This window comes from Paenibacillus sp. WLX2291 (genome assembly GCF_046603665.1).
Classification (GTDB): Bacteria; Bacillota; Bacilli; order Paenibacillales; family Paenibacillaceae; genus Saccharibacillus.
On the sequence record NZ_CP176755.1, the window covers coordinates 989,183 to 1,013,840 of the forward strand.

Annotated in this window: 21 protein-coding genes; 6 read left to right on the forward strand and 15 right to left on the reverse strand. The window is 48.3% G+C overall.

Annotated features, from left to right (window positions below):
- Positions 1 to 3: 3 nt before the first annotated feature.
- The 4 genes from ACDE64_RS04360 to ACDE64_RS04375 all read right to left on the reverse strand — a co-directional run bounded on the left by ACDE64_RS04360 (position 4) and on the right by ACDE64_RS04375 (position 3,612).
- Positions 4 to 420 (reverse strand): DUF6516 family protein, encoded by a 417-nt coding sequence (locus tag ACDE64_RS04360; RefSeq protein WP_411349100.1) that lies wholly within the window; start codon positions 418 to 420, stop codon positions 4 to 6.
- Positions 417 to 1,118, reverse strand: coding sequence for a helix-turn-helix domain-containing protein (locus ACDE64_RS04365; protein ID WP_411349101.1), 702 nt, complete (start codon positions 1,116 to 1,118; stop codon positions 417 to 419). Before ACDE64_RS04365 ends, ACDE64_RS04360 begins: the two co-directional genes overlap by 4 nt.
- Before the next feature lie 300 nt (positions 1,119 to 1,418).
- Positions 1,419 to 2,552 (reverse strand): hypothetical protein, encoded by a 1,134-nt coding sequence (locus ACDE64_RS04370; RefSeq protein WP_411349102.1) that lies wholly within the window; start codon positions 2,550 to 2,552, stop codon positions 1,419 to 1,421.
- Between the two features lie 205 nt (positions 2,553 to 2,757).
- Positions 2,758 to 3,612, reverse strand: a complete 855-nt coding sequence (locus ACDE64_RS04375; protein ID WP_411349103.1) for an alpha/beta hydrolase — start codon at positions 3,610 to 3,612, stop codon at positions 2,758 to 2,760.
- 286 nt (positions 3,613 to 3,898) lie between these two features.
- Between ACDE64_RS04375 and ACDE64_RS04380 the strand changes: the two genes are divergently transcribed.
- The 5 genes from ACDE64_RS04380 to ACDE64_RS04400 all read left to right on the forward strand — a co-directional run bounded on the left by ACDE64_RS04380 (position 3,899) and on the right by ACDE64_RS04400 (position 9,871).
- Positions 3,899 to 5,698, forward strand: coding sequence for an AraC family transcriptional regulator (locus ACDE64_RS04380; protein WP_411349104.1), 1,800 nt, complete (start codon positions 3,899 to 3,901; stop codon positions 5,696 to 5,698).
- A 148-nt stretch (positions 5,699 to 5,846) separates the two neighbouring features.
- Complete coding sequence (locus tag ACDE64_RS04385; RefSeq protein ID WP_411349105.1) at positions 5,847 to 6,881, forward strand: ABC transporter substrate-binding protein; 1,035 nt, start codon at positions 5,847 to 5,849, stop codon at positions 6,879 to 6,881.
- Positions 6,881 to 7,909, forward strand: a complete 1,029-nt coding sequence (locus ACDE64_RS04390; protein WP_411345271.1) for a FecCD family ABC transporter permease — start codon at positions 6,881 to 6,883, stop codon at positions 7,907 to 7,909. The genes ACDE64_RS04385 and ACDE64_RS04390 overlap by 1 nt, the downstream gene beginning before the upstream one ends.
- Positions 7,896 to 8,936, forward strand: coding sequence for a FecCD family ABC transporter permease (locus ACDE64_RS04395; protein WP_411349106.1), 1,041 nt, complete (start codon positions 7,896 to 7,898; stop codon positions 8,934 to 8,936). Before ACDE64_RS04390 ends, ACDE64_RS04395 begins: the two co-directional genes overlap by 14 nt.
- 302 nt (positions 8,937 to 9,238) lie before the next feature.
- A complete protein-coding gene (locus ACDE64_RS04400) occupies positions 9,239 to 9,871 on the forward strand; it encodes a TetR/AcrR family transcriptional regulator (protein WP_411349107.1) in 633 nt (210 codons plus the stop codon).
- Positions 9,872 to 9,884: 13 nt separating this feature from the next.
- Here the strand turns inward: ACDE64_RS04400 and ACDE64_RS04405 are convergent, their stop codons facing one another.
- From ACDE64_RS04405 to ACDE64_RS04430, 6 genes are all read right to left on the reverse strand, one after another.
- Complete coding sequence (locus tag ACDE64_RS04405; protein WP_411349108.1) at positions 9,885 to 10,043, reverse strand: hypothetical protein; 159 nt, start codon at positions 10,041 to 10,043, stop codon at positions 9,885 to 9,887.
- A gap of 31 nt (positions 10,044 to 10,074) precedes the next feature.
- A complete protein-coding gene (locus tag ACDE64_RS04410) occupies positions 10,075 to 10,860 on the reverse strand; it encodes a Cof-type HAD-IIB family hydrolase (protein ID WP_411345274.1) in 786 nt (261 codons plus the stop codon).
- Between the two features lie 337 nt (positions 10,861 to 11,197).
- A complete protein-coding gene (locus tag ACDE64_RS04415) occupies positions 11,198 to 12,388 on the reverse strand; it encodes a copper amine oxidase N-terminal domain-containing protein (protein WP_411349109.1) in 1,191 nt (396 codons plus the stop codon).
- 37 nt (positions 12,389 to 12,425) lie between these two features.
- Entirely contained in the window at positions 12,426 to 12,917 is a 492-nt protein-coding gene (locus ACDE64_RS04420; RefSeq protein WP_411349110.1) for a hypothetical protein, read from the reverse strand.
- A gap of 105 nt (positions 12,918 to 13,022) precedes the next feature.
- Positions 13,023 to 13,547: a hypothetical protein gene (locus tag ACDE64_RS04425; protein WP_411349111.1), complete on the reverse strand. Its 525-nt coding sequence runs from the start codon at positions 13,545 to 13,547 to the stop codon at positions 13,023 to 13,025.
- A gap of 153 nt (positions 13,548 to 13,700) precedes the next feature.
- Positions 13,701 to 15,044, reverse strand: coding sequence for a nucleobase:cation symporter-2 family protein (locus ACDE64_RS04430; protein ID WP_411349112.1), 1,344 nt, complete (start codon positions 15,042 to 15,044; stop codon positions 13,701 to 13,703).
- A 462-nt stretch (positions 15,045 to 15,506) separates the two neighbouring features.
- On the opposite strand from ACDE64_RS04430, the gene ACDE64_RS04435 reads away from it, so the two are divergent.
- Entirely contained in the window at positions 15,507 to 18,005 is a 2,499-nt protein-coding gene (locus ACDE64_RS04435) for a rhamnogalacturonan lyase (protein WP_411349113.1), read from the forward strand.
- A gap of 858 nt (positions 18,006 to 18,863) precedes the next feature.
- Here ACDE64_RS04435 and ACDE64_RS04440 read toward each other — a convergent pair.
- The 5 genes from ACDE64_RS04440 to ACDE64_RS04460 all read right to left on the reverse strand — a co-directional run bounded on the left by ACDE64_RS04440 (position 18,864) and on the right by ACDE64_RS04460 (position 24,596).
- Positions 18,864 to 19,946 (reverse strand): glycoside hydrolase family 64 protein, encoded by a 1,083-nt coding sequence (locus ACDE64_RS04440; protein ID WP_411349114.1) that lies wholly within the window; start codon positions 19,944 to 19,946, stop codon positions 18,864 to 18,866.
- A 226-nt stretch (positions 19,947 to 20,172) separates the two neighbouring features.
- Complete coding sequence (locus ACDE64_RS04445) at positions 20,173 to 20,967, reverse strand: ABC transporter permease (RefSeq protein WP_411349115.1); 795 nt, start codon at positions 20,965 to 20,967, stop codon at positions 20,173 to 20,175.
- Positions 20,968 to 20,982: 15 nt separating this feature from the next.
- Complete coding sequence (locus tag ACDE64_RS04450) at positions 20,983 to 21,765, reverse strand: ABC transporter ATP-binding protein (protein ID WP_411350228.1); 783 nt, start codon at positions 21,763 to 21,765, stop codon at positions 20,983 to 20,985.
- A 315-nt stretch (positions 21,766 to 22,080) separates the two neighbouring features.
- The gene (locus ACDE64_RS04455) at positions 22,081 to 23,136 is read right to left on the reverse strand and encodes an ABC transporter substrate-binding protein (RefSeq protein WP_411349116.1); all 1,056 of its coding nucleotides are present in this window, start codon (positions 23,134 to 23,136) and stop codon (positions 22,081 to 22,083) included.
- Positions 23,133 to 24,596 (reverse strand): aryl-sulfate sulfotransferase, encoded by a 1,464-nt coding sequence (locus ACDE64_RS04460; protein WP_411349117.1) that lies wholly within the window; start codon positions 24,594 to 24,596, stop codon positions 23,133 to 23,135. The genes ACDE64_RS04455 and ACDE64_RS04460 overlap by 4 nt, the downstream gene beginning before the upstream one ends.
- Positions 24,597 to 24,658: the final 62 nt, after the last annotated feature.

The following is a 24,658-nucleotide window of genomic DNA, read 5'->3' on the forward strand; positions in this document are numbered from 1 at the left end:
CGGTTATGGCGTATGTCCTTCTTGAATTACGGTAATAAAAATCATCTCTATGATGGCAGATAGTTCCTGATGGTGAAAATTAGGATAGCGAACGATATTATGTAATCTATCTTCGTCTGGCGGGTGGATATGGTGAGGCTCAGTAACTGTCTGGTAGCGCGAGTCATCATTATGAGGTTCGGAATGGAACTTGATGACTCGTCCATCTGGAAGCTCCCAATCGTAATAAGAATAGTCAATATATTCACCAGAGATGCGCTCGGTTATGCGCAATCGGCTACCATTAGACAATAGAAAAGTATAACGCTGACAGGAGCGGCTGCTTAATAATCCGCTACCGTCACCGTCACGGATATCTGTAATTAGCATTCGATATTCTTGTTCCAGTAAACGAATGTTAGATGGAGGACGCTTGTTCATAGTCCGCGCTCTTGCAGTCGATTAAGCAAATAGCGCCATTCGGTAAAATCTCGTTCTTGTTGTGCAGACACTTCGGTTAGGGAAGGCTGTATTTGTTCCAAGGCACCGCCATATTTTTGTTCATAATGGTATACAGTATCGATCCATTCTTTCAATTCTGCAATCGGCGTTTGAAGCTGAAGTGGGGTTCGCTTTTTCTCGGTGTGATACAGCTCGGCTGCTTCCTGAATCGTCATATTGGCACCAGTTGAAGACAAGTAAATGGCGCTCTCGGGAATTCGTGCTTGCTTGAACCGTTCCTGCTTACATGCACCGACGATTTTCCCTTTTTGAATCCAGTTATTGATAGTGGCAATGCTAACGCCAAAGAAGCGCGAAAGATCGCCTGTTGTATATTGCTTGTCTGGTAGTAGAGATTCCTTTTCAGCGCTTGCCGTTACCATATGCATTAAAATAAATTGGAAGGCTTGCTGCAATTCAGGATTGGCTAATGGCTGATCGAGCTTCAAATCATGCAAAGGTGATGAGCTGGACGCAGCACGATCTGTTACTTGGTCAGATGAGCGTTCAATATATTGCATCAATGCACGCAAAAAAGATTGAAGTTTTTCTGCATCATTCTCGGTGGCTTGACTAGCAACGAGGCTAGGGATATGCAGAGCTTCAAAAATGGCATTTTCCTTATCTGTCGTGTACATTGGACTACCTCCTGAACAGTTTATTTCGTATCAATAGTATATATAAGATATAATAAACTTTCAATAAACTTAAACAAAAGTTAAAATTCAGTTCGAGAACATTGCATAATAGATTGAGATTATATATTTGCAGTTTAAATTTAGTGGATGTATGGGTACAATAAATGATTATTTTTGAAATGGAACAAAGGCATGTACCATATCATTCGGTACATGCCTTTTTTGTGCAACCATTCATGCTTAAACATCAATCTCAATATACAGTACTTCACTCATATCCTATGATCCGAGACGAATATCCTACATCCCAGCCCAATCAAAACTTTGTGCTGAAGTCAGCTTGCCGTTCCAGAAATATAAATAGTTATGCGGATAAATCCATTGTTCGTACACGACTCCAGCAGACTGGTACGTATTGTGGTCGGAAGGCATGCCCCATGAGAGAACGACCTGCTGAGGGGTCATACCAGATGATACGCGGTTGTTGCTAATGGTGTTCCAGACTTTTTCGCTCCAGTTGTATACGGAACGCGGGTTGGTGCCGAACAGGTAGCGACTCAGCATGTTATTCACATCGTAGCTGGCATCGAGCAGGACGGCGACTTTATTGCCATTTGCTTTGCGCAGTACCATGCTGATCTCGTTATCCTTGCTGATCTGGAACGAAACAAAGGTCAGCTTTTCCAAATGTTTGAGTCCGGTGCCATAGAATTGGCGGTTATCGAACCAGACGTTTTTGCCACGTAAAGCATCCTGTGTTTGATTCAATGCGGAATCCAGTACAAAGTCGAATGCTTCGTAATTCGTATTCGTATGAATCTCCTCGCCGCCGGAATTGCGGGCAGTTACGTAAAAGATCGTACTATCTGGATCATAATAAACATTAGTGATCCAGTAAGCTCCGCTTTCGTGAGCCGGATACATTTTCTGACCAATCAGTAAACCCATGTTGGATGGAAGCTGACTAATATTGGTAAGGATTTTGGATGATTGGGCTTTGCCTTCATCGGTTGTCCAGAGGAACAGCGTGTACGCACTGGACGCGTATTTGCCATCCAGATCGCTAATGGATAGTAGGGTTTTGTACTGTACATACGTTGTACCCTTGTATTCAAACGAATTGCTGCTGTTCACATTGGCACTGCCACGACTACCGGTCAGACTGAGCGGGCTGCCGTAGTTGATCGTAATGCCGGGAATGCGCGTGATCGTTTTGACCGGGATGTACAGAGTGTTACTGTTCATAAACTGGACGTTCTGGGTAGGTGGTAGAATTTGCAACTCGCCATTTACATAAAGCGAGACGGCGCTGTATGTATTGCCTTTGGTTGAAGCTGCGTTGGCGGACAATGCCAGACCACTCGACAGAATGAGCAGCAATGCGGCTGCACACAGTAGCTTGACGACCGGATGAACCGATAGACGTGTAAACATGGAACGTTCCCCTTTTCTCTATATTCTCTCTGTATGATGGCAGGTGAATGGTGCATCAATCAGCCATTTACCTGCCATTCCTAATATCGGAACATATGTCGAGATCATGAAGATGGGGACGTACACCAAACAAGGCTATTCATTTTGGACAGCCCTGTTGGCATGACAGTTTATGTTATGAAATGAGAACGTCAATAAATGAAAATTACAGTGGAGCTGTACGCAGTGCTGCGCTGATCATCGACGGAACGACAGAGCCGTGATTCTCATCGGCATATTCACGAAAACGCACATGTAGTCCATATTCATGAAGTGGCTGCAATCGCTCCGCTAACGCTGCCGCATGTTGCAGCATGTGAAATGGCGGTGTATTTTCCAATTCGCCCAGTGCGATGAACAGATGATGCTCTTCCTGCGCCGTCTTCATATACTCGGCAAATTGCTGTTCTTCATCGACAATTTGTGGTTGCGCCCAATGCAGCGAAGGGCTGGCGGCTACATAATTGCGGAACGATTGCGGTGAAGTGAATAGCGTATGCAGGGTGAATAAGCCACCGAAGGAATGACCAAGCAGTGTCTGACGATTGCGGTCAACTGGCTGACGTCGTTCAACTTCCGGCTTCAGCACCTTCTGAATAAATTGCAGAAACTCATCTGCTCCGCCATGCAAAGGCCATGGCTGACCGTCGCGGGATGCGGGCAAATTGTCTACAGGAACGGGCAGAGTGTAATCGTAATGACGTTCCGGTGAATTTGGCAATTCGGACGGATAGCCGATGCCGACGATGATAGATGCGACGGCATCGGTCTTTTGGCTACGGCGCGATTGTGCACGCTCGGCTGCCAGCAGTGTCGCGAAGATAGCATGACCGTCGAGTGCGTAGATGATCGGGTAGCCTTGTTCTGTTGGTGGCAGATCGGGAATCGACATTAGAATACGATACTGTCGACCAGTAGCGGATGTGAGATCGAATTGAGTCGTTCCGCGTAAACGAAATTCACTTTCCGGCGCTTGCGGATGAGCGGCGACTGGTTGTGTATGAGGAAACGATGAGTTCATACTGATTCTCCTTGTCTATAGCTTGAAATGAGATGGATATTGCAAAGTAGGATGATTGCATCTATTCCTACTCATGTACATTTGCCTTGATGATACAAAGTTGTCGCTTGTCCGACCATGCACAATATTCCACGCCAATCATGGACAAATGTTGAAAAAAGGAGTGTATTCGTTGACGTGCCGGGCTAGAAAGGGGTAGAGTGATGAAGTGTATATTGAGAATTATTATCATTTGGTGATACTCAGATTGAGTGATAACCAGATTAAGATAGAGGAGAGATGAGCTATGAATACGATTGCGGATCGGAAAATAAAAAGTCATTCATCGTCAGCATCTGCATTGCAGTCGCAAAGTACACAACAACTGCTGTACGGCTCCATCTTATCAGCGCTAGATCATATGAGTTTTCGGCTACGCAATGTGGAGAAAGTGCGCAAAACTGGCGACTTTCATCTGCCGCAGCAATATGCGTCTAGCCATACCTTGCTTGTGATTGCCGAGGGCGAAGGCATTCTGACACGGGAACAGGAGCGGCTGCGTGTACAGGGGCAAAGTGTACACTGGTTTGTGCCGGGAAGTACGCTCGGATTGCGTTCGTCCGGGCGTAAAGGGATGAGTGTGTATTTGCTACGGTTTGACTGTTATGTGGAGCGGGAGCAGGAGTTGGAGCTGCTCGGATTGTCAGCATATACCGCCATGCCTGCCTTTGAACCGGAATACGAGAATTACGATCATAGCGGCTATCCGGTATCTGGTTCATGGCTGCTGCCGATGTGTCAGTCCATCCATGAGCAATGGTTGAGCGGTGAGCATGGTAGCCGGACACGGGCAGTCAGTTTATTTTTGCAATTGTTATGCGATCTGCGGGAACAGGAAAATGTGCCGGAAGGCGATGCGGGTGTGCAATTGCAGCGGACGCGTGCGTATATTGAGCAGCATTACCGTGAACCGCTGACGCTGGAACAGCTTGCCGAGATGGCTGGACTCAGTCGGAATTATTATGTCAGTCTGTTCAAAAAGCACTATGGCGAAAGTGTTGTTCATTATATGACCCGTCTGCGTATGGAGCAGGCACGTCGCCTGATGGCGAACCCAGAGCTGCGGCTGCGGGATATTGCACATGAAGTCGGGTACAATGATGAGTTTTATTTTAGTCGCAAATTCAAGCAGGAAACTGGCATCACGCCGTCTGCCTACATTCGCAATCGGACGCGCAAAATCGCTTCTTACGATCCGATTATTACTGGCTATCTGCTGGCGCTGGACGTAATTCCGTATGCCGCACCGCTGCACCCCAAATGGACAGCTCACGATGAGAAGCGGCTTGCCGCCGATATTCCCGTTCATCTAAAAGTGCAGCGTGCGACGGTGCAATGGCAGAGCAATATTGCTATTTTGCGGCGCTGTAATCCAGAGCTGATCATCGCGCCAGAGCATATTTCAGAGGAAGAAAAGCAGCATTTGCAGCAAATTGCCGAGGTGTATTATATACACTGTGGCAGTCCGCAGTGGAAGCAGCAGCTCCAACAGCTGGCGCAGAAGCTAGGGCAGGATGCGGAAGCAGCAAGCTGGCTAGAGCAATATGATCAGCAGTGTCGTCAGGTGCTTCAGAAGATAAAAGGTGGAAAGCAAACGGCGAACAACCATGTAGACGATCTGCATGAGCAGAGCAAGAACGAGAACGTTGTCTTCGTCCGGTATTGGAAAGGCAATTTCTATTCATGTTATTCATCCGAAGCGGCTCATATGCTGCGTCATGATCTGCATGTGAATCTGGTGCGTTTACTGCCCCCAAATGCGTTGAATGCTCCTACAAACGGCAACGAAGAGTTGGAAGACGAGGATACGCCGATCACACCTGCCATGCTGGCACATGTGGATCCGGATCGGTTATTGCTGCTCATTTGTCAGGAAAGTCAGACGCTGCAGCAGTGGAAAGAGCTGGAGACGCAGCCAGATTGGTTGAATCTGCGCGCTGTACAGCTTGATGCAGTGCATGTATTGAACTCTGATCCGTGGCGCGATCGTTCGCCGGAAGCATATAAACGAATGGTAGACGATGCAGGCAACGTCTTTTGCCGGTAAGGTGGATCAGTTGCTTCATGGGATTAGACTGAATATACTCCATGACTTTTGCGAATATTGTCCATGTTCGGATGACGGTATCCATACTATCATTTGATTGAGAATGATTATCAAGTGGGATGGATATCGAAAGGGGAGCCATATAGTGATGAATAGACAAACTCAAACGGCAGGAGGGGAGCGCACATCTTTGCGTTCCTGGACAGCCATTTGCATACTGGCGTTAACGATGGTGTTAGTATCTGCGTGCGGCAGCAGCAACAATGCGGCAAGCAGTGAAGGCAGCGCGGGAGGTACAACATCTGCGAGCGGCACAACGTCGGATAGCTCAGCACAGGCAAAGCAGCAAACGATCACCTATCTGGGCAAGGAATATACCGTTCCTGCCAAAGCAGAGCGTATCGTAATTACCGGTTCCATGGAAGCGATGGAAGATGCGTTGATGCTGGATGTACATCCGATCGGTGCGATTACGTATCAGGGCAATTTCCCGGAGAAATTCGCTTCGATTACCGATCAGGCGAAGTCGATTGGGGAGAAAACAGAGCCGAACTTTGAAACGATCCTGTCGTTGAAGCCGGATGTGATTCTCGGTACGACCAAATTCGATGCACCTGTGCTGGAGCAACTGAACAAGATCGCACCAACGATTGCAGTATCGCATATTTCGGATAACTGGCAGGATAACCTAAAGCTGATGGGTCAGCTGACTGGCAAGCAGGATCAAGCGAAAAGCGCCATTTCCCAATATGATCAGGATGTACAAACAGCCAAAACCGAGCTAGGTGCCAAGCTGAATGATAAAACAGTACTGGCAGTGCGTATCCGTCAGGGTGCGATCTGTGTGTATCCATCGAACGTGTTCGTTAATGCCGCGCTGTATGAAGATCTGGGTCTCAACGTACCAGACATTATCCAGCAAACAAAGGCGCAGCAGGAAATCTCCGTAGAGCAACTGGCACAGGTGAATCCAGATGATCTGTTTATCCAGTTCTCCGAAGATGAGAATGCGGATACGCCAAATGCACTCAAAGACCTGCAAAGCAATCCGATCTTGAGCAAAATGAAAGCATTCCAGGACGGTCATGTGTATGTGAATGTGATTGATCCATTGTCCGAAGGTGGTCCGGCATGGAGCCGTGATCAATTCGTACAGGCAGCCGTGAAGGAATTGTCCAAATAATGACTACCATAACTGGCGGAATCCGAAGCTGGTTTCCGCTACTATTCATCGTGGGCGTGCCGGTTTCGGCTACGCTCACGATTGCTATTTCCATCCTGTATGGAGCGAATGATATCGATCTGTCGACAGTGATGCAGGCGCTGTTTCATTTCGATGAACATGATATCAGGCACCAGATCATTATGCATTCCCGGTTGCCGCGTGCGCTCGGGGCGCTACTGATTGGCGCTTTTCTGGCGGTATCTGGGGCAATTATGCAAGGGATGACCCGCAACTATCTCGCTTCTCCGTCGATCATGGGGGTATCGGATGGTTCGGTGATGGCGATTACGCTATGTATGATTATGCTGCCGGGTGCATCGTCGTTGACGATGGTCTTTTATTCGCTGATCGGCTCGGCGATTGGAGCGGGGATTGTATTTGGGCTAGCTTGGCTATTGCCGAATGGGACATCACCAGTACGCATGGCGATTCTAGGCACGATCATCGGCACGTTTTTGAGCGGAGTGGCGGAAGCGGCGGCGACTTATTTTCAAGTATCACAATCGGTTAGCTTCTGGTATAACGCCCGGCTGAATCAGATCGATCCGACGATGCTCAAGCTGATCATTCCATTTGCACTGGTCGGTTTGATAATGGCGCTTATGCTGGCGCGTTATATTACCGTGCTGTCGATGGGCGATGAGATTGCCGCCGGATTAGGACAGCGTACCAGTGTGATCAAAGCGCTATCGATGCTGGCGGTTGTGATTCTGACGGGCTGCTCGGTAGCGTTAGCGGGCAAAATCGCCTTTGTCGGATTGATGGTGCCGCATATTACACGTTATCTGGTTGGTACGGATTATCGCAAAGTCATTCCATGTGCCGCCTGGTTGGGCGGATTGTTCCTCTGCTGGTGTGATCTGATCAGCCGCTGGCTGAATGCACCGTTCGAGACACCGATTGGTGTCGTTACCGCGCTGTTCGGTGTTCCGTTCTTCCTGTATCTGATTCGTCGCAAAGGAGGCAAAGCACATGAAGCTTCCTGAAGCGGAGATGTTCCCGGTGCATCGGCGCATTTGGCTTGTCGTACCGCTATTGCTACTGGTGACGCTGGCGGTCGTATACATCAGCGTTACCAATGGCACGTTCGATATGACGGTCGGTGATGTCATTCGCACACTGCTGCGTATTGATGTCACTCGCGAATATGATCTGGTTGTGTTCGATTTTCGATTGCCACGTATTGTGCTAGCGATGTTGACTGGCTTCGGGCTGGGCATTGCGGGTGCTGTTATTCAGGGTGTCACTCGCAACGGTCTTGCCGATCCGGGGATGCTAGGGATTAACGCTGGTGCGAGTATGGCGGTTGTGCTGTTCATGCTGGTGTTCAGCCAGACGCTAGATCTGACGGGCTGGTTTGCGTATATGGCGATGCCGCTGTTCGGGTTGGCTGGCGGAATGCTGGCTGTGGCGATTATTTTCTGGCTGGCGCGCAGCAATGGACGGCTTGATCCACAGCAGCTAATTCTAGTCGGAATTGCAGTCAGCGCGGGCTTCGCGGCGGTTACGCTATATTTGTCGTTAAAAATGAATCCGAATGACTTTGAAGCAGCGGCGGTATGGTTAGCGGGTAGTCTGCATAGTGCCAATTGGCGGTATATCGGTGCGATGCTGCCGTGGCTGCTGCTGATTGCCCCGTATCTATGGTGGAAAGGCAAAGTGCTGGATGTACTGCAATTGCATGACGAGACGACGCTCAGTCTCGGATTGGATCTTGGTCGGCAGCGGCGCAAGCTGGTGTTGGCAGCGGTCGGTCTGGTGGCGGCGTGCATTTCGGTATCGGGCGGGATTGGCTTTGTCGGTCTGATCGCACCACATATTGCGCGGCGACTGGTCGGTCTGCATCATCGCCGCTTGTTGCCTGTGTCCGGTCTGGTCGGTATGCTGATGGTCTCGCTCGGCGATCTGATCGGCAAAACGATATTCGCTCCTGCGCAACTAGCAGCCGGAATCGTCATTTCCCTGATCGGTGTGCCGTACTTCATCTATTTGCTGTTCCGCAGTCGAATGTGAGTGAAGATTGGAATGTTCGCAGCTGAATAGATTCAGGATGGAATACAATGTGAGGATGTGCCTGTACAAGACGTATAGACACATCCTTTTTTCGTTTGCAGCAATGGATGGATACGGTACCTTCTATTTAAAAGGTACGATGTACGGGTTTGTAATATCGTGCAGCTGAGCAATGTAGATCTAGAATGAATATATGCCGCGCACATATTCCATGTGCAGAGCAGACAACATTGACTACAATGAGGTTATCCGCTAGCATGGATACAATCAAGTTGACTGGTGAGTCAATCAGGAGGTTCGACATGCAAGAGCGGAATGCAACGGGGAACAATGGGGAGAGAAGGCAGGAACTGCTGGATATTGCAGTGGAATTATTTGCGCGGAACGGATATCATCAGACCAAAGTATCGGATATTGTACGGCAGGCGGGTGTCGCGCAGGGAACATTTTATTGGTATTTTAAAAGCAAAGAAGCGATTGCGCTGGAGATTATCGCCAATGGGCGGGAAGAGATTGCGAACGTGATCTCGCAGGGATATCGTACGCAATCTGGTTCGGTGGTCGATATGGTGCAGGCATCCCAACATTTGCTACAAAATCTGTTCCAGTTTGCCAGCGATCATCGTTATCTGATGGAGCTGCTGCTTGGCAGTGGCGCGGCGGATGAATCGATCCGGCAGGCAGCCAATGAAGCGCGGATTCAGATGGAGCAGGCGTTCCGCCGTAACATTGAGCGAGCCATCGAACTGGACATGCTGCCGCCCGGTATTGACCCGGCGATGCGCGCAGCGATGCTGACGAGTCTGATCGAAGGCATGATCGCCAGATGGCTGTTCGGTCCACAATCGGCGGATTCGTCGCTCGCGGACAAAACGCTGGAAGAAATCTCGACGCAGACAGCACGATTTGAGTTTTTCGGATTACTTGGTATTTGAGTGGCTGAATAGTTTAAAATAGTTGAATACCAATACCAATACCAATACCAATACCAATACCAATACCAATACCAATACCAATACCAATACCAATATCAATAGCTAAAAGACCAGGTATGCCCTTCTTGTGTAGAAGTAAAGGCGTACCTGGTCTTTTGGCTGTTTGTATCATGAATGTGCGTGTGCTATCCAGTCTTACGCACTTAGTCGAGCAGACCGACCATTTGCAGCCCGTGCAAGATGCCGTCTTCATCGACTGCTTTGGTTATATGACGTGCGACCGCTTTGGCTTCTGGTTCGGCGTTGCCCATCGCGACGCTGTTATAGATTTGCTTGAGCATCTCCACATCGTTCAAGCCGTCGCCAAAGGCATACTGACGTTCCTTGGGAAAGCCCAGCTTGTCGGTGATTTTGGAAATGCCATTCGCTTTGGAGCCACCAGCGGGCAGGACGTCGACCGACATCGGATGCCAGCGGATAAAGTCAAAGTCTTGGAAGTTCTCGGCATAGTTTTGCTCGGCGCCTTCCAGACAGAACAGCAAACATTGGTACATTTCGCGCTGTTCATAATATGCCGGATCGTAGGTTGGAAATTTGTCCACATGCAGGGTGCTAATGCTGGTAGTAATATATTCATGCTCATCCGGTACGTTGGCGCGCATATCATCCGCATCCATATACACGATTGGATTTTCATTTTCGTTAGCAGCCTGACTCAGTTTGACAAGCCCATCCGGGTTAAGTGGATTGGTATACAGCACTTCGCCTCGCAGTACGACATATTGTCCGTTGTAGCTGACATACGTGTCAATTTGCAGCTCTTCGCGGATCTTCTCAAACATAAATGGTGCACGTCCGGTCGCAATCGCTACTTCATGTCCACGCTCGCGCAAATCGAAAATGGCTTGTTTGGTGGAAGCAGGCAGTTCTTTGTTGAAATCCAGCAGCGTTCCATCGATATCGAAAAAAATAATACTTTGATTAGACATAAGCAGCTCCTATCCGTCTCTCTGTATTGTTGGTGCAGTTTGAATACGCCTCTATGATAGATGCATATTCGCAGTTCCTTCTATTATATCAGTCGAGACGGGCGTTGTCGTGGAATTGGGCAAGTATAGTCGTTACATGCAGCTTCTCCCAATCGCCAATTAATAGTTGCCAGACAGTGATATGAGCAAAGTGGGACTACTAATAAATAGAGTCTGAAACGTAGGGGAAACTCCGATTTTATATAAATGGGAGTTTATTCATATACACAGCTGTCTATGTGATAGACAACATGAATCGATGCATGTTGCTGTATGGAATATTGTAGTTGTAGCTCTGTTAGTTTGGAGTTTCGGTGCTTAATGTATACGTTAGTTCCTGCTCGCGATCTGTTCCTTTGGCGTAGGTGAAGTACAGCGTTTGTCCCGTACGGTGATCAAACGTGATCTCATCTCCTTGAGCCCACGGTGTAATAAGCGGTTCAACGAGACGTTGTTGTTCCGGCGTCAGCAGATTCTGGTATAGCACAATCGACTCGCCTGTCTGGCGGTGTACCAGCATCAGATGGGCATCGTCGGTATTGCGCACAAGAATGAATGCTGGTTGGATGGCTTCGACAACATAAGTTGCTTTTTTACCACCAAGTTTGATCAAATCGATCGTCTCTAATACATTGCCAGTCTCGCCAGAAATTATGCGAAGCGTAGCACCGTCACTCAATACGATATTGTTATTATACGTCTCAATATTGCTGCCATGTTCCCAGAAATACTGCATATGTGCCTGCCGGATCAAGGCATCTTTTTTGAAAATAAGGGTGAAATCCTGTGTGTTTATACCCGGTTCTCCGTAATTGTCTCTAATGCGTATGACCTGTAAACCACCGCTTGTATGACTGACCTGAATCTGTGCGGTTGTAAGTTGAGTGTCGATGGATGCGATCAGAACCGGAAGACTTGAACCGCGGGAAACGAACAGATCACCTGTCTGTTTTTTTAGCGTATAGGTTGAATCACCGTATACATCTGTCAGAACCGTATAGGATTGTACATGATCTGCGGTTATGCGATGGTTGGCGGCATCCACTTGGATGTTGCCACCACCGATTGCCTGTAGGGCAAAACGAACAGGGACATAAATAGCGATATCTCCACTGTTGTGATTGCTTTGCTTGAAGGGAGCAGCTGGCAAGGTTACCTTTTTGCCATCCAGCATAGCGGTGCGACTGCCCATGCGAACAGCAATCTTTTTGTTAAAGCCCTGAAACCCGGCGCGCATTTGAGATTTGTCCCATGTAAGTGTAAGACCGGGGTCGTTGGTATAAAAAAAGCCGATATCGATATAGGTAATGCCGCTGCGGACGATGAAAAGATCACTCGTTTGTGTTCGGGCATAATGGAACAGATTACGTTCACCTGCAAAATCGTAGGAAGTGATAGGAGCAGAAGCGGCATGAGTCATACTTGGCGGAACAGCAGATGTGAGTAAAGCAGAAGTGAGTAGGAAGGAAGAAATGATTTTTTTGTACATGATATGGAGTTCCTTTCCGTTTGAGATGGTTGCTGTATCAATGATCGTAATGGAGAAGCCAATCATCCAGTAGTTGCTCATCGTTCAGTTTACCCGGTTCGGTCTGAGCAAGTTCAGCCTGAGTAACATAATCTTCGAAAGTATCTCCGTTAGTATCGACACCATCATCTCGTTTACTAGTTTGATTCAATCGATCCAATTCCCATTCTCTCCAACTTGGTTCTTTCCCTTGTTTCCTCATTATAGATTCATATTTCTCATAAGTATCAGCTAAAGAACTGCGCGGCTTCATATTATCTAAGCTCTGCTTAATCTTGCTCTCTGCCATTTCTGTAAGAGTTTTTAAATCCGCGTCATTGGGCTGGTCGATTTTAGCCTTTTCAAAATGATACAGCGCAGCGCGATAATATTCATTCTTCATGGCTACTTTTCCGAGACTGACATTTTGATCGAATTCATTTACATTTTGTGGCGTGGATGTGCATGCAGTTAAGAGCAACATGACTAATAGAAATACCATTTTATTCATGGATTGGAACTCCTTGCTGTATGTATTTTCTCTATCATAATATTGAACACATCAAAAAAGATACTCCCATTTGTATCAATGAGAGTATCTGCAATGTGTAGCTATTTAGGCTTTCAAGTTCGGTTTGAAGCCTTCTTCTCGTAAATAATCATCTGCTTCGCGGCGCGATTCGAATGCCATGTCGAGGTTGTCGCCTGCGTACAGGCACCACATGTCATCTTCGTACTTCAGAATCAGAGTGTGACCTTCTTCGTCGATCCAGTTGCCGCCTGCGGATGGGCTGGATGATGGTACGAATGCAACCGAAGGAGCGGCAGATTTGTCTTGCTCTTGGGTATCTTCAGCTGGCGCTTGGCTGGACATGGCTTCAATTGTAGCGTCCAGCAACGTACGCAGTTGCTCTTCCGAATAGTCGCGGATATTCACAAAGCCTTTGTCATCGGTTTCGTATGCATCCAGCAATCCAGCGTAGACAAAGCCGTTGCCGTTGGGATGAATGTGAAAAGCTACAATTTTCTTATCGACGGTGCTTTCTTCAAAATGAAAATTAACCCGTCCGAGTGATACATTTTTACGCTGCAATTGAGGGTACGATTCCAGCAGTTCAAGCTTTTGTTCAAAAGTAAGCATGTGTGCCTCCTGTTAACTGTCAATAGTGGTGATTATACCATATCGGCGGTCGCTTGGGACGGCTTTTCCTTAGAGGGAGTACAAACGGTAGAAGCAAGCAACGGAATCGTTATGTTCTAGGCTACGTTTCATTACGATTCAAGATTGGCTGGATTAAGAAATTTGCTCACGTGCAACGGTAGTTTCCGATATCCCATGTGAATGAACAGGTGCCGCTTCGATCTTGCGCCGAGATGTCATGTTGAAAAATACATTCAATACAATTGCCGACAAGCTGCCGGTAATCGTGCCATCGCTGACGATGATGCGCAGCGAAGCTGGTAACCCGGCGAACAGCTCTGGCACTACGGTTGCGCCGATGCCGAGCGAGATGGAGCAGGCAACGACTAGCAGATTGCGCTGATCTTTGAAATCCACTTCGGTTAGCATACGAATGCCAGACGCGATGACCATACCGAACAATACGACTGTTGCACCGCCGAGTACAGCAGGCGGGATGATCGTTGCCAGCGCAGCGATTTTCGGAACCAAACCGAGCACCATGAGAATACCGGATGCCATAAAGATGACGTTGCGCGTTTTGACACGAGACAACTCGACCAGACCGACATTTTGCGCAAAGGTATTATACGGAAACGCATTGAACAATCCACCCAGCATGATCGCGATTCCTTCAGTGCGATAACCGCGCGTCATATCCTGCGGTGTCAGCTTCTGATCGCAGACACGACCGAGAGCGAGGAATACGCCCGTCGATTCAACGATAATGACCATACAGACGATGATCATGGTGAGAATGGGAGCGATTTTGAACTCCGGCAGACCGAAAGCGAAAAATTGCGGCAGATGGAACCACGATGCTTCCATCACGGCACTTAGATTGACTTTACCAAGCAGCGCAGCAGCCAGTGTACCAACGATAATACCGATCAGCACGGATAGCGAACGCATAAAACCGGTAAAGAAGCGGTTAATCAACAAAATCAATGCCAGTACGCCAAAGGAGAGCAGGAAGTTTTGTAAGCTGCCGAAGTCGTCATTGTTGGCACCGCCTGCCATATTACGAATACCTGTTGGAACAAGGGAAAGCCCGATCACTGTAACGACCGTTCCGGTTACAACTGGCGGGAACAGCTTGATAATTTTACCGAACAATCCGGCGAATATCGCAACGAATAATCCGGCGGCAATAATCGCACCATAAACGGATGCCAGACCGTATTGATTGCCGATTCCGATCATTGGCGTAATCGCGACAAAGGAGCTGCCGAGCATAACCGGCAAGCCGATGCCGAGATATTTGGTCTTCCATGCTTGCAGTAGCGTAGCAATACCGCAGGTGAGCAGATCGATGGCGACGAGATAGGACAGTTGTTCTGTCGTCAGATTCAAGGCACGTCCGACAAGCAATGGTACGAGAATAGCACCGGCGTACATTGCTAATACGTGTTGCAATCCGAGCGAAAAGATTTTACCGCCGCTTACTTTGTTTTCCATACATAACTCCCCTTTGAATATAAGTATGATTGTATCGTTGTATGCTTATGTTAGAAAATATATCTGTATTTGCTGGCATTAGTGTTATCATAGGAGTATTTTGGTATTTTGCAGAGTATTATTCTTAACATTTGTAAAAAAATATAATTAAAAGTTCGGATTTTATGCAGAAATATGATTATTATGTTAGTTAATATTACACAAGGTGAATTTTAAACTCATTTACTTGGGAGAAGTAGTTGCTTTAACGCAGCGTTGAGCGATATATACATCAAGACAGCATCCTATTCATACATGTGAACAATTCTCGTATAAAATGTAGAACGATCATCGAAACAGACGGGTATTTAAACAGTTCAATCTGATTTTTGAACACGTTAACATAAATGGAATTCTATAATAAAGAGGCAATCACAATATGTAAGCGTTATCAAAATCACGAATGAACAGGGAGTGAATCATGTGATCAAAAAGCAGTATGCTTTGACAACTCGCTTGCTGACTGTTGCACTGGGTATCGCACTTGTTGTACCAGCAGGTGGGGTTACCGCAGCAGATGACACAAGCGATGCAGCACTGTCCGCCCATGGGCAAGGCAAGCAGCAGAAGGTACAGCTGGAATATCTGGATCGTGGACTCGTTGCTGCGCATACGACAGATGGTAATTTTCTCAGTTGGCGGCTGCTAGGTAATGAGGTGAATGGGTATTCCAAGACAGGGTTGACTGGAACGGATTTTGCTGTGTATCGGAATGGTCAGTTTGTAACGGTAGTTAGTGACAGTACGAACTATCTGGATACAAAAGGGAAGGCACAGGATCGGTATCGTTTACTGGCGATTCCTGCTCGCTCGCATCCATCTGCTACAGCGACGGAATCGGTATATGAAGATGATGCCAATGCAGCATTATCCACGTCTACCGAGGTCACTTCTGCTACATACGGCATCTCATCGGGCAGCGGTCAAACGGTAGAACAGACGGCGGCAGCACATGGCGTCTCCGCTGCCAGCCTGCTCAAGCCGGACAAAAATAAGCTGAGCGCACCAGTTTCCGTTTGGAATGATACGTATTACGATCTGCCGCTGCAAAAGCCAGCGGATGGTATCACGCCAGCAGGCGAAGTGTACAGTTATTCCGCCAATGATATGAGTGTGGGTGATGTGGATGGTGACGGGGAATACGAATATTTTGTAAAGTGGTATCCGTCCAATGCGAAGGACGTATCGCAGAAAGGCTATACCGGCAATACGTATATTGATGCGTACCGACTGGATGGCACACTGCTGTATCGGATCGATCTAGGCGTGAATATTCGCTCCGGCGCGCACTATACTCAGTTTCTCGTGTATGACTTTGACGGCGATGGCAAAGCCGAGATGATGATGAAAACGGCGCCAGGGACGAAGATTACCCGCTATGGAGCACGCGGCAATGTCGTATCAGAGCGCTACATTTCGCTGCCGAAAGAAGATCGGCAAGCAGGATATGCCAATACCGACGATTACCGGATGAGCAGTGAGGACTATTACAATCATGTAGTGCAGATGTTTCAGGGCTGGAGTGAGCATCCTGAAGTGAAAAATGGGCATTGGCCGAAGACGCTGGAAGAGGCATTTGGCATAGCGCCGAAGTATTCGTATCCGTTATCGCTGAACGATGCAAAAGCGCTGGCAGATTATTTTATCGACGTGTATGCACCGTCACGAAGCACACGCAACGATCTGCGCGACTTTGAAGGCTTCATTGTAAGTGGACCGGAGTATTTGACAGTATTTGAAGGACGTACTGGCAAAGAAGAGCAGACCGTACGTTACGAGCCAGAGCGGTATGACGATGGACTCATGTGGGGTGATTATGCGATGAATCGGATTGAGCCGGGTAATCGGGTCGATCGTTTTCTAGCGACGGTCGCCTATGTCAATGGGAGAACGCCATCCGCTGTATTTGCCCGTGGATACTACACACGAGCCGCGCTAGTTTCGTATAGCTGGGATGGCAAAAAGCTAAGCAAAGACTGGACTGCTGACACTGGCTGGGCGATTATGACCAATCCATTCAACGACGGTCCGCATGGACGCGACGGCACCGACCCAGATCTGGGACCGCTCGCTGGGCAAGGCGCTCATTCGTTGACTGCCGCGGATGTAGATGGAGATGGTAAGGACGAGATTGTATACGGCTCCGGTACGGTTGATCATGATGGTACCCTGCTGTACAGCTCCAAGGACGTGATGCCAGCAGGCAGCGCGATTCCGGGTCAGATTGCCAAATTGGGACACGGCGACGCCTTGCATGTAACCGACATTGATCCGAATCGTCCGGGTATGGAAATCTACATGGTACACGAAGCAGCGACGTATGCGCCTTACGGTTACGCGCTGCGCGATGCGGCAACCGGTAAAGTTATCTATGGCGCATATACCGGCAAGGACACTGGTCGCGGCATGATCGGCGATATCGATCCGTCTCGTCCGGGGCTGGAAACATGGGCAACCGATCTGCGCACCGCCGACGGCAGCCTAATCGGTAAGAGCTATCCGGGCACCAATATGAATATCAAATGGAGTCCACAACTGACCACCCAAATCGTTGACGGTTCGCAGGATGTTACACCATCGATTCAAGACTGGCAAAAAGGCACAGCACTGGTCGCGACCGGCACGCTGTCCAATAACGGAACAAAAGGCAATCCTTCGCTCGTAGCAGACATTTTCGGCGACTGGCGTGAAGAATTGCTGCTGCGTACAGCAGACAGTTCGGCAATCCGCATCTACCTGAGTACAGATGTGACGAACCACAAGCTGTATACTCTGATGCACGATGTGCAGTATCGCACCGGGATTTCACGTCAGAATACGACGTACAACCAGCCGAGCTATCCAAGCTTCTACTTTGCCTCGGATATGGACTGGTCGAAGGTGCCAGTACCGAATTATACCGCGCCGGGTCGAGGGAAATAACGAAGAGTAAGGTTGCAGCCAAGTGAGCTTCTACTACTACAATCTCTCTTTTATGTAATATCGTCTTCTATTATAGTACTAAGGCATGCGAACGATAGATTGCGTAGCATAGTAGAACATGAAAAGGAACGTATCCACAACGGATACGTTCCTTTTATTTGCAATTGTGAGTCGTTGAGTGTGCTTTGAAGAAGTGTGAGAGGTAAGCTTATTTTTGACTGAATAGAATTCATTTCGCTGGACACTATATGTTTTCGTTGTTGACTAAAATAAGCATAATACATATTTTCGATTAATCCACTCATACATTCACCTCATCATTCTAGATTATGATTTCATTTTCATGCGAAAAACGCATAAAAATCAATATGCAGTTTTCGCATAAAATATGATGATTTATGGTGATGTGAAATGTACAAACGTATACGCGATTTGAGAGAAGATAAGGACCTGAATCAGCAGGAAATGGCGAATATGCTTCATACTACGCATATGTATGTAATCCTAAGAGGCAAATCATCACCACTGGTTTGCCCTTTGCTGTCTCCATACATGATTGCTAATAATAGAAGCAATTCTATATGCTGCAACTTGCACGTAACGGAGAAAAGGAAATAAGGGAAAAGGAACGACTTACAGTGTTTGCGATGTTCAAACACGAGGTTCAATAAAAAGTGATTTTTGCGAAGCAAAATATCTTACCTATTTGGAGGTGCGAGAATCTACATGCAATCCTAATCCGTAGATTCTCGTAGCTCCACCGGAGTCCGTTCCCGTATTCCTTTTCGGAGTGCTTGCTGCACAACCACCTCTTCAGTCATTTACATGCAAAACTTAAAAACAGCAAACAATGAACATCTACCAGCCCACTCGAACAATCAACCCTTTCGGATCACCCACCTCAAGATAAGCCGCCTGCTGATTATAATCATCATAAGCAAACCCATACGCCAGCCCGCCAATACTATGATCATGCCAGAACTTCGCGTAATAATTCGCCGGAGCCGCTTTGTAATACGCCGCTACATTGTTCCAATCTGCCTGATTGCCATACACATGCCGATTGATCGCCGAGCAAATGCCAGGTGATTCCTGCAACGCTCCATTACAGAGCAGAATCTCCTGCGTCGTATAATTCGCATAGCCGGCAAAATAATTCGCATTCGCCCCACCTGCTTTGAACGAGCCGTGAATCGGCGCTACGATGCGGTACGGCGCTTGCACATCTGCCAGCCCTTTGAACGCGGTGGGCACTTCACTCTTATACTTGCTAAAAATACTCGCCCGTGTTTCCGATTCCTGTTCACCCACGGTACGATCATAGTTGCCCGCACGATTCACCAGACGATGTTGCAGCGGGAAGCCGAATCCATCTACACGCGTCGTATTGCCATGATACCCGGAATCATTTACCGTAAACTCCACAAAATCAAAATACACATTCAGATTCGGATCGGACGGATTGTTAATATCCGGTCCAGCAAAGCCGTCGTTGTACGTTTTGATATAACAGGGAGAGCCAACGCAGATGAACATGCGACCAGAATCCATTTTCGGCAGACTCACCCATTCCTTCTGGGCGATTGTGCTGTAAATGTTGGCGTAATTGACACCATTTTTGGTCAGATGACCGGAAGCGTCATTCAGCGCCGCAGAGATTGGACGCAGCTCGCCAGAGCTGGTCAAGTAGCTCCACTGCTTGGTCGCCGGATTGATACCGAGAATACCCCAATACACCTGACTGTCCGAATAAGCGCCATTGGTTGCATTCAGCAGCTTGAAGGTCATCACGCCACTACCCGTTGGAGCGGGAATGGATGAAGCGGGAACCGAACCTACCGAAGGGGCAGCAGCAGAGACATTACTCACAAGACCCGGTGAAGCAAAGCCTGCGATCACTAGCGCTGCGAGTAGAATACATTTGCCAATCCAATGAAACATCAAATTCCTCCTTTTTTGTATACGCTCTCATATTGCGGTTTAATTATACATTATATGGTATTTATTTAAAATTATAGAATTTGGAAAGATAATCCTGATCTATATGTCCGCTATGTACGATCACTCACGTTATTAGAAAATAAAAGGGAAGCAAGCAAAACCGCAGCCTCGATCTTAGCAGGCTGCGGCACATAGAGGCACATACAGATGAAGAGATACATATTAGTTAAGCGCGGCGCACTGGGCTGGCATCGACCAGACCGTAACGGGATAGAAACAATCGCCCCAGCCATTGCACAATCCGATCTGTCGTAAAGCCCATAATGCCAAGACAGATCAGCCCGACGAAGATCCAGTCGGTACGGAAGTACAGCCGTGCATTCCAGATCAGAAAGCCAACCCCTTCGTTGGCGGCGATCATTTCCGCCCCGATAATCGCCATATAGGATGTACCCATTGCGAGCCGAATGCCGGTAAATATATAGGGCACCGCCGATGGAATCATCACATGCAGCAGAATTTGCCACTCCGACGCGCCCATACTGCGAGCGGCACGGATTTTATCCTCCTGCACCGCCAGTACGCCAGTCAGCGTGTTCATCACCACAATGAATAGCGTTGCATATGTGATGAGCGCGATCTTGGACTGCTCACCGATGCCGAACCAGACGAGGAACAGCGTAATGAACGCAATCGGCGGGATAAAGCGGATAAAATGCAGCGCCGGTTCTGCGAAGATCCGAATGATCCGCACTTTGCCAATGATCAGCCCGAGCGGGATGGCGATCAGACTACCCAGCAGCCAGCCGCTAATCACCCGATAAAAGCTGATCCCGATATACTGCCATAACGAGCCGTCTGCTGCCAGCTCGACCGCGCCATTCCATGTTTCTAGCGGACCGGGTACAATCTCTGGACCATATTGCCATGCCGCTACCTGCCAGATCAATACCACCAATACGATCAGTAACGGCACACTAATCCATTTTCGCGAAAGAAGATTCAATATATGAGTGGTCATCAGATCACCTGCCTGTTATTCATCAAAATGGGATTGGATATGCCGCAAATGTTTATAAAATTCCGGCAATGACGGATCGCGTGGATACTCCAGCGGAATATCGTACAGCTCAGCGATGTGGGCAGAGGGACCTTCGGACATAATACCTACCCGCTGACCGAGCAGCACCGCCTCTTGAATATCATGCGTTACGAAAATAATCGTCTTACCCGTCTGCCGCCAGATGTTAACCAGCTCGCGCTGCATCGTCCGCCGGGTCATCGCATCCAGCGCACCAAACGGCTCATCCATTAGCAAAATATCCGAGTCATTGGTCAATACCCGCGCCAATTGCACCCGCTGCTTCATACCGCCGGACAATTCGCCCGGATACTTGTCTGCATGTGCTGATAATCCAACCATTTGCAAATAATGATCAGAAGTTTCCCGGCGTTGCGCACGTGGTACTTTTTTCATTTTTAATCCGAACTCGACATTTTGCCGAACTGTCAGCCATGGAAATAAGGACGCATCTGCCTGCTGAAATACGACTGCCCGATCACTGCCGGGCTTGTCGATATCGCGGTCGCCGATTTGCAGCGTACCAGACGATTTGGATATAAAACCAGCGATCATGTTGAGCAGCGTCGACTTACCACAGCCACTCGGACCGAGCAGGATAAAGCATTCCCCGCTGCGCACGGTCAGATCAATATGTTTGAGCACATAATGCACGTCACCGGTGCGGGGCGTATAACTTTTGTCCAGCTCACGGATCGTAATCGTACTACTGCCAGCTACAGAATCATTCGACGGCACAGCCGCAGCAGACGAGATGGGGGCGGTAGGCGATGAAGCCGACCGCGTCTTACGAGAGAAGGGAAGGGGCATAATCGTTGAGCCTCCTTTGACGATAAAATAAGTTGAGCAAGCGTCGCATACATTTTGCAGTTGTTTGCTATCTGATTGCATATTGATATTCATGCTGGTGGTTTGTTGCACAAGATGTTGCTGTCTGTGTTACTTCAGTTCTGCTCCATACGATAGATGGCTAGATCGGCTGCTATTGCCTATTTTGTACATTGTTCTTATTACTTGCTGTAGAGCCAGCTTATTGTGTAGCGTACAGGCTTGTTATTGCTTTTTATAAGTTACCGAGTCCGGCAGTGCCTGCTCTAGGGCAGTCAGATTTAGCTTGTCATCCAGCTTGAAGTCGGCTTTGATCACGCCGGTGCGCACCATATATTCCTTTTGCTTTTCCAGACTTTCGTAGGCGGCTAGTGTGAAGCCCAGCTCCCACGCATTGGTTTTCAAATCCTCAAGCGTCGATTCACGCGGTTGCTTCACTTCTTTGTAGAGAATATCCGCTGTTTCCTCTGGATTCTCGTCGATAAATTGCTGCGCTTCGTTGATCGCAGTCAGCAGCCCTTTGACCGCTTCAGGATGGTTTTGCAGCAGTTCATTCGGCGCGACCATACCGGAAGCGAGCCGTAGACTCGTTTTGGACATATCACTCAGTTCATGCACACCGTCCAGCTTTTCAAACTTAGACAGCATCGCGGCATTGGTGACCCACGCTGCATCGATATCCCCCTTCTGTAGTGCTACATATGCTTCGTCAAACCCGCCTTGACCGATCTGCTCCACATCGGTAGCAGCCAGCCCATTTTCCGTTAGATACAATTCCCACAGATACGGCAAAAAGGTTCCGCGTAAGAAGCTCACCTTTTTCCCTTTTAACTGAGACGGCTCGGTAATATCGGAGCGTGCGAACAATTTCCACTGGGCGGCATTTGCATCTGTTCCTGTACCAGTCGAGGCGATGATGGAGTACTCGCCTTTGCTGACTGCATTGAGCACGGGATAATCTGCGCCAAATGCGACATCCGATTGCTTGATGAAAAGTGAATTAATACCTTCTGCTGGTGTAGCGAATGTAATGATATTCGCATCAATTCCTTGTTTATCGAAGAAACCTTTTGTTTTGGCGATGCGGAATACAGGATTGGATAATGTATCCGCGATATTCAGTGTCAGCTTGCCATCGGCGCTCACCTGCTGCGACCCATTAGAGCCGGGTGCACAACCTGCGAGTAATGGTAACATGAGCAGGAGCAGGGATAGCGTGACAGACCAGCCTTTGAATCCAGCACGTCGACGGCGGAGCGAAGAGAAAAGGGAGATCATCATGCATCCGCCTCCCCGGTACGCGGACGTTCGTTAATATCCGCGACGCAGAATGCGCCATCTCCATATTCCTGTGTACCCGCAACAGCCACCACATCTTCCTCTAGCCGTCCCGCAGGTGCTGCGCCCGGTACGCGGAAGGTTGCCACATCCAGTCGTTCAATAGGCTGTTCTACTGGCAGCTGCAATTGCGGAATCCATTCATATGGAACTCTGTAGGCGCGATACACCATATTGGAATTGCGTTTATTTTTGTAAGGGGAGATGTATTCCCATACCAGTTCATGCTGTGCAGTCACTTCCAGAATGCGCCCGTCCGCGCCTTCGGTGATCAGCGTATTGCCATTTGCCAGACGTTGTGCCGAACTAATATATGGGCTGTAAAATTGATACGAATCGAGCGGTGCCGTAAAGCCTGCCTCGGTCGGTGTAAACTGCCATTCAATTTCCAGTGTGACCGGATTGATCTCCAGTACACGCGAATAATCGCGCAACGCATGTTTGACCCCGTCTGGTGACGATGGATTGGGTTCGCCATAACCGCCCCAGCCGCCGTTATCGAAGACGAGCAGATTGCCTTCACCCGGCAATCCTTTTGGAATGATATGGGCGTGATGCTGTCCGATAATCCAGCCGATATGCTCTAGCTCCGGTGATGAATAATCCGGTCCAAGTTGCCAGACGATCTTGCCTGTCGCTTTGTCGATAATGGCAATGATATTCGTCTCCCGCGCATCCCAGATAATATTGTCTGGATGGAAGCGCTCATCTCCGGCATCGTAAAATTTGTTCGGTCCAACGAGCGACATTGAATTGATATGCATCCAGTCACCTGCCCCGGAAGCTTCGCCAAAATAACGCGTATTCGGATCACGGTACAGCGTTTCCCGTGCCGCCGCATCAAAGCCCAATTCTTCAAAATGCTCACTGCACACCCATTCCCACACAATGTTGCCTTGTGCATCCACCTCGATAATAGCGTCGTCCAGTAGCTCCTTATCGGAGATGTCGGGATGATGTACATTTTTATGGACAAGGATCAGCGTATTGCCGCCTTCGGTCTTCGGCTCCTGACCGGGCGAGTAGTAGCCAACCGGGCTGCCTTCGCGCTGATAGTCATGATGGGTGCGCGCCATCCATTGCGGTTGATTGTCTGGGTCTTCAATGTACTCATAACCGTTGAAGCGCCAAACGATATTGCCATCCCAATCCACCTGTACTAGATCCGCCTCATCCTGAAACGAATATCGTGGATCGCGTTGAGCCGTACTGCCAAGCACATGACCACCGGGCAAAATTTTGTTCGGAAAGCCGCGCAGTCCCTGCCACAGCCGTACTTCGCGTCCGCTCATATCAATCAAGAGCGCCCCTGTATCCGCCGCCTGATAAATCGTGTACCCACTTGCAGCTTTGTCCGGGTTGTACAACGTCGTGCCTGTTGGATAAATGCTAGGATGTCCCATAATACAATCTCTCCTTTAAAGGTCAATGTGTAAGCATCGTTAGGAAAATAACGTAACAGCTA

Coding starts and splice junctions, on each gene's coding strand:
- ACDE64_RS04360 (WP_411349100.1), bottom strand. CDS start 420: ATGAACAAGCGTCCTCCATCTAACATTCGTTTACTGGAACAAGAATAT.
- ACDE64_RS04365 (WP_411349101.1), bottom strand. CDS start 1,118: ATGTACACGACAGATAAGGAAAATGCCATTTTTGAAGCTCTGCATATC.
- ACDE64_RS04370 (WP_411349102.1), bottom strand. CDS start 2,552: ATGTTTACACGTCTATCGGTTCATCCGGTCGTCAAGCTACTGTGTGCA.
- ACDE64_RS04375 (WP_411349103.1), bottom strand. CDS start 3,612: ATGAACTCATCGTTTCCTCATACACAACCAGTCGCCGCTCATCCGCAA.
- ACDE64_RS04380 (WP_411349104.1), top strand. CDS start 3,899: ATGAATACGATTGCGGATCGGAAAATAAAAAGTCATTCATCGTCAGCA.
- ACDE64_RS04385 (WP_411349105.1), top strand. CDS start 5,847: ATGAATAGACAAACTCAAACGGCAGGAGGGGAGCGCACATCTTTGCGT.
- ACDE64_RS04390 (WP_411345271.1), top strand. CDS start 6,881: ATGACTACCATAACTGGCGGAATCCGAAGCTGGTTTCCGCTACTATTC.
- ACDE64_RS04395 (WP_411349106.1), top strand. CDS start 7,896: ATGAAGCTTCCTGAAGCGGAGATGTTCCCGGTGCATCGGCGCATTTGG.
- ACDE64_RS04400 (WP_411349107.1), top strand. CDS start 9,239: ATGCAAGAGCGGAATGCAACGGGGAACAATGGGGAGAGAAGGCAGGAA.
- ACDE64_RS04405 (WP_411349108.1), bottom strand. CDS start 10,043: ATGATACAAACAGCCAAAAGACCAGGTACGCCTTTACTTCTACACAAG.
- ACDE64_RS04410 (WP_411345274.1), bottom strand. CDS start 10,860: ATGTCTAATCAAAGTATTATTTTTTTCGATATCGATGGAACGCTGCTG.
- ACDE64_RS04415 (WP_411349109.1), bottom strand. CDS start 12,388: ATGTACAAAAAAATCATTTCTTCCTTCCTACTCACTTCTGCTTTACTC.
- ACDE64_RS04420 (WP_411349110.1), bottom strand. CDS start 12,917: ATGAATAAAATGGTATTTCTATTAGTCATGTTGCTCTTAACTGCATGC.
- ACDE64_RS04425 (WP_411349111.1), bottom strand. CDS start 13,547: ATGCTTACTTTTGAACAAAAGCTTGAACTGCTGGAATCGTACCCTCAA.
- ACDE64_RS04430 (WP_411349112.1), bottom strand. CDS start 15,044: ATGGAAAACAAAGTAAGCGGCGGTAAAATCTTTTCGCTCGGATTGCAA.
- ACDE64_RS04440 (WP_411349114.1), bottom strand. CDS start 19,946: ATGTTTCATTGGATTGGCAAATGTATTCTACTCGCAGCGCTAGTGATC.
- ACDE64_RS04445 (WP_411349115.1), bottom strand. CDS start 20,967: ATGACCACTCATATATTGAATCTTCTTTCGCGAAAATGGATTAGTGTG.
- ACDE64_RS04455 (WP_411349116.1), bottom strand. CDS start 23,136: ATGATGATCTCCCTTTTCTCTTCGCTCCGCCGTCGACGTGCTGGATTC.
- ACDE64_RS04460 (WP_411349117.1), bottom strand. CDS start 24,596: ATGGGACATCCTAGCATTTATCCAACAGGCACGACGTTGTACAACCCG.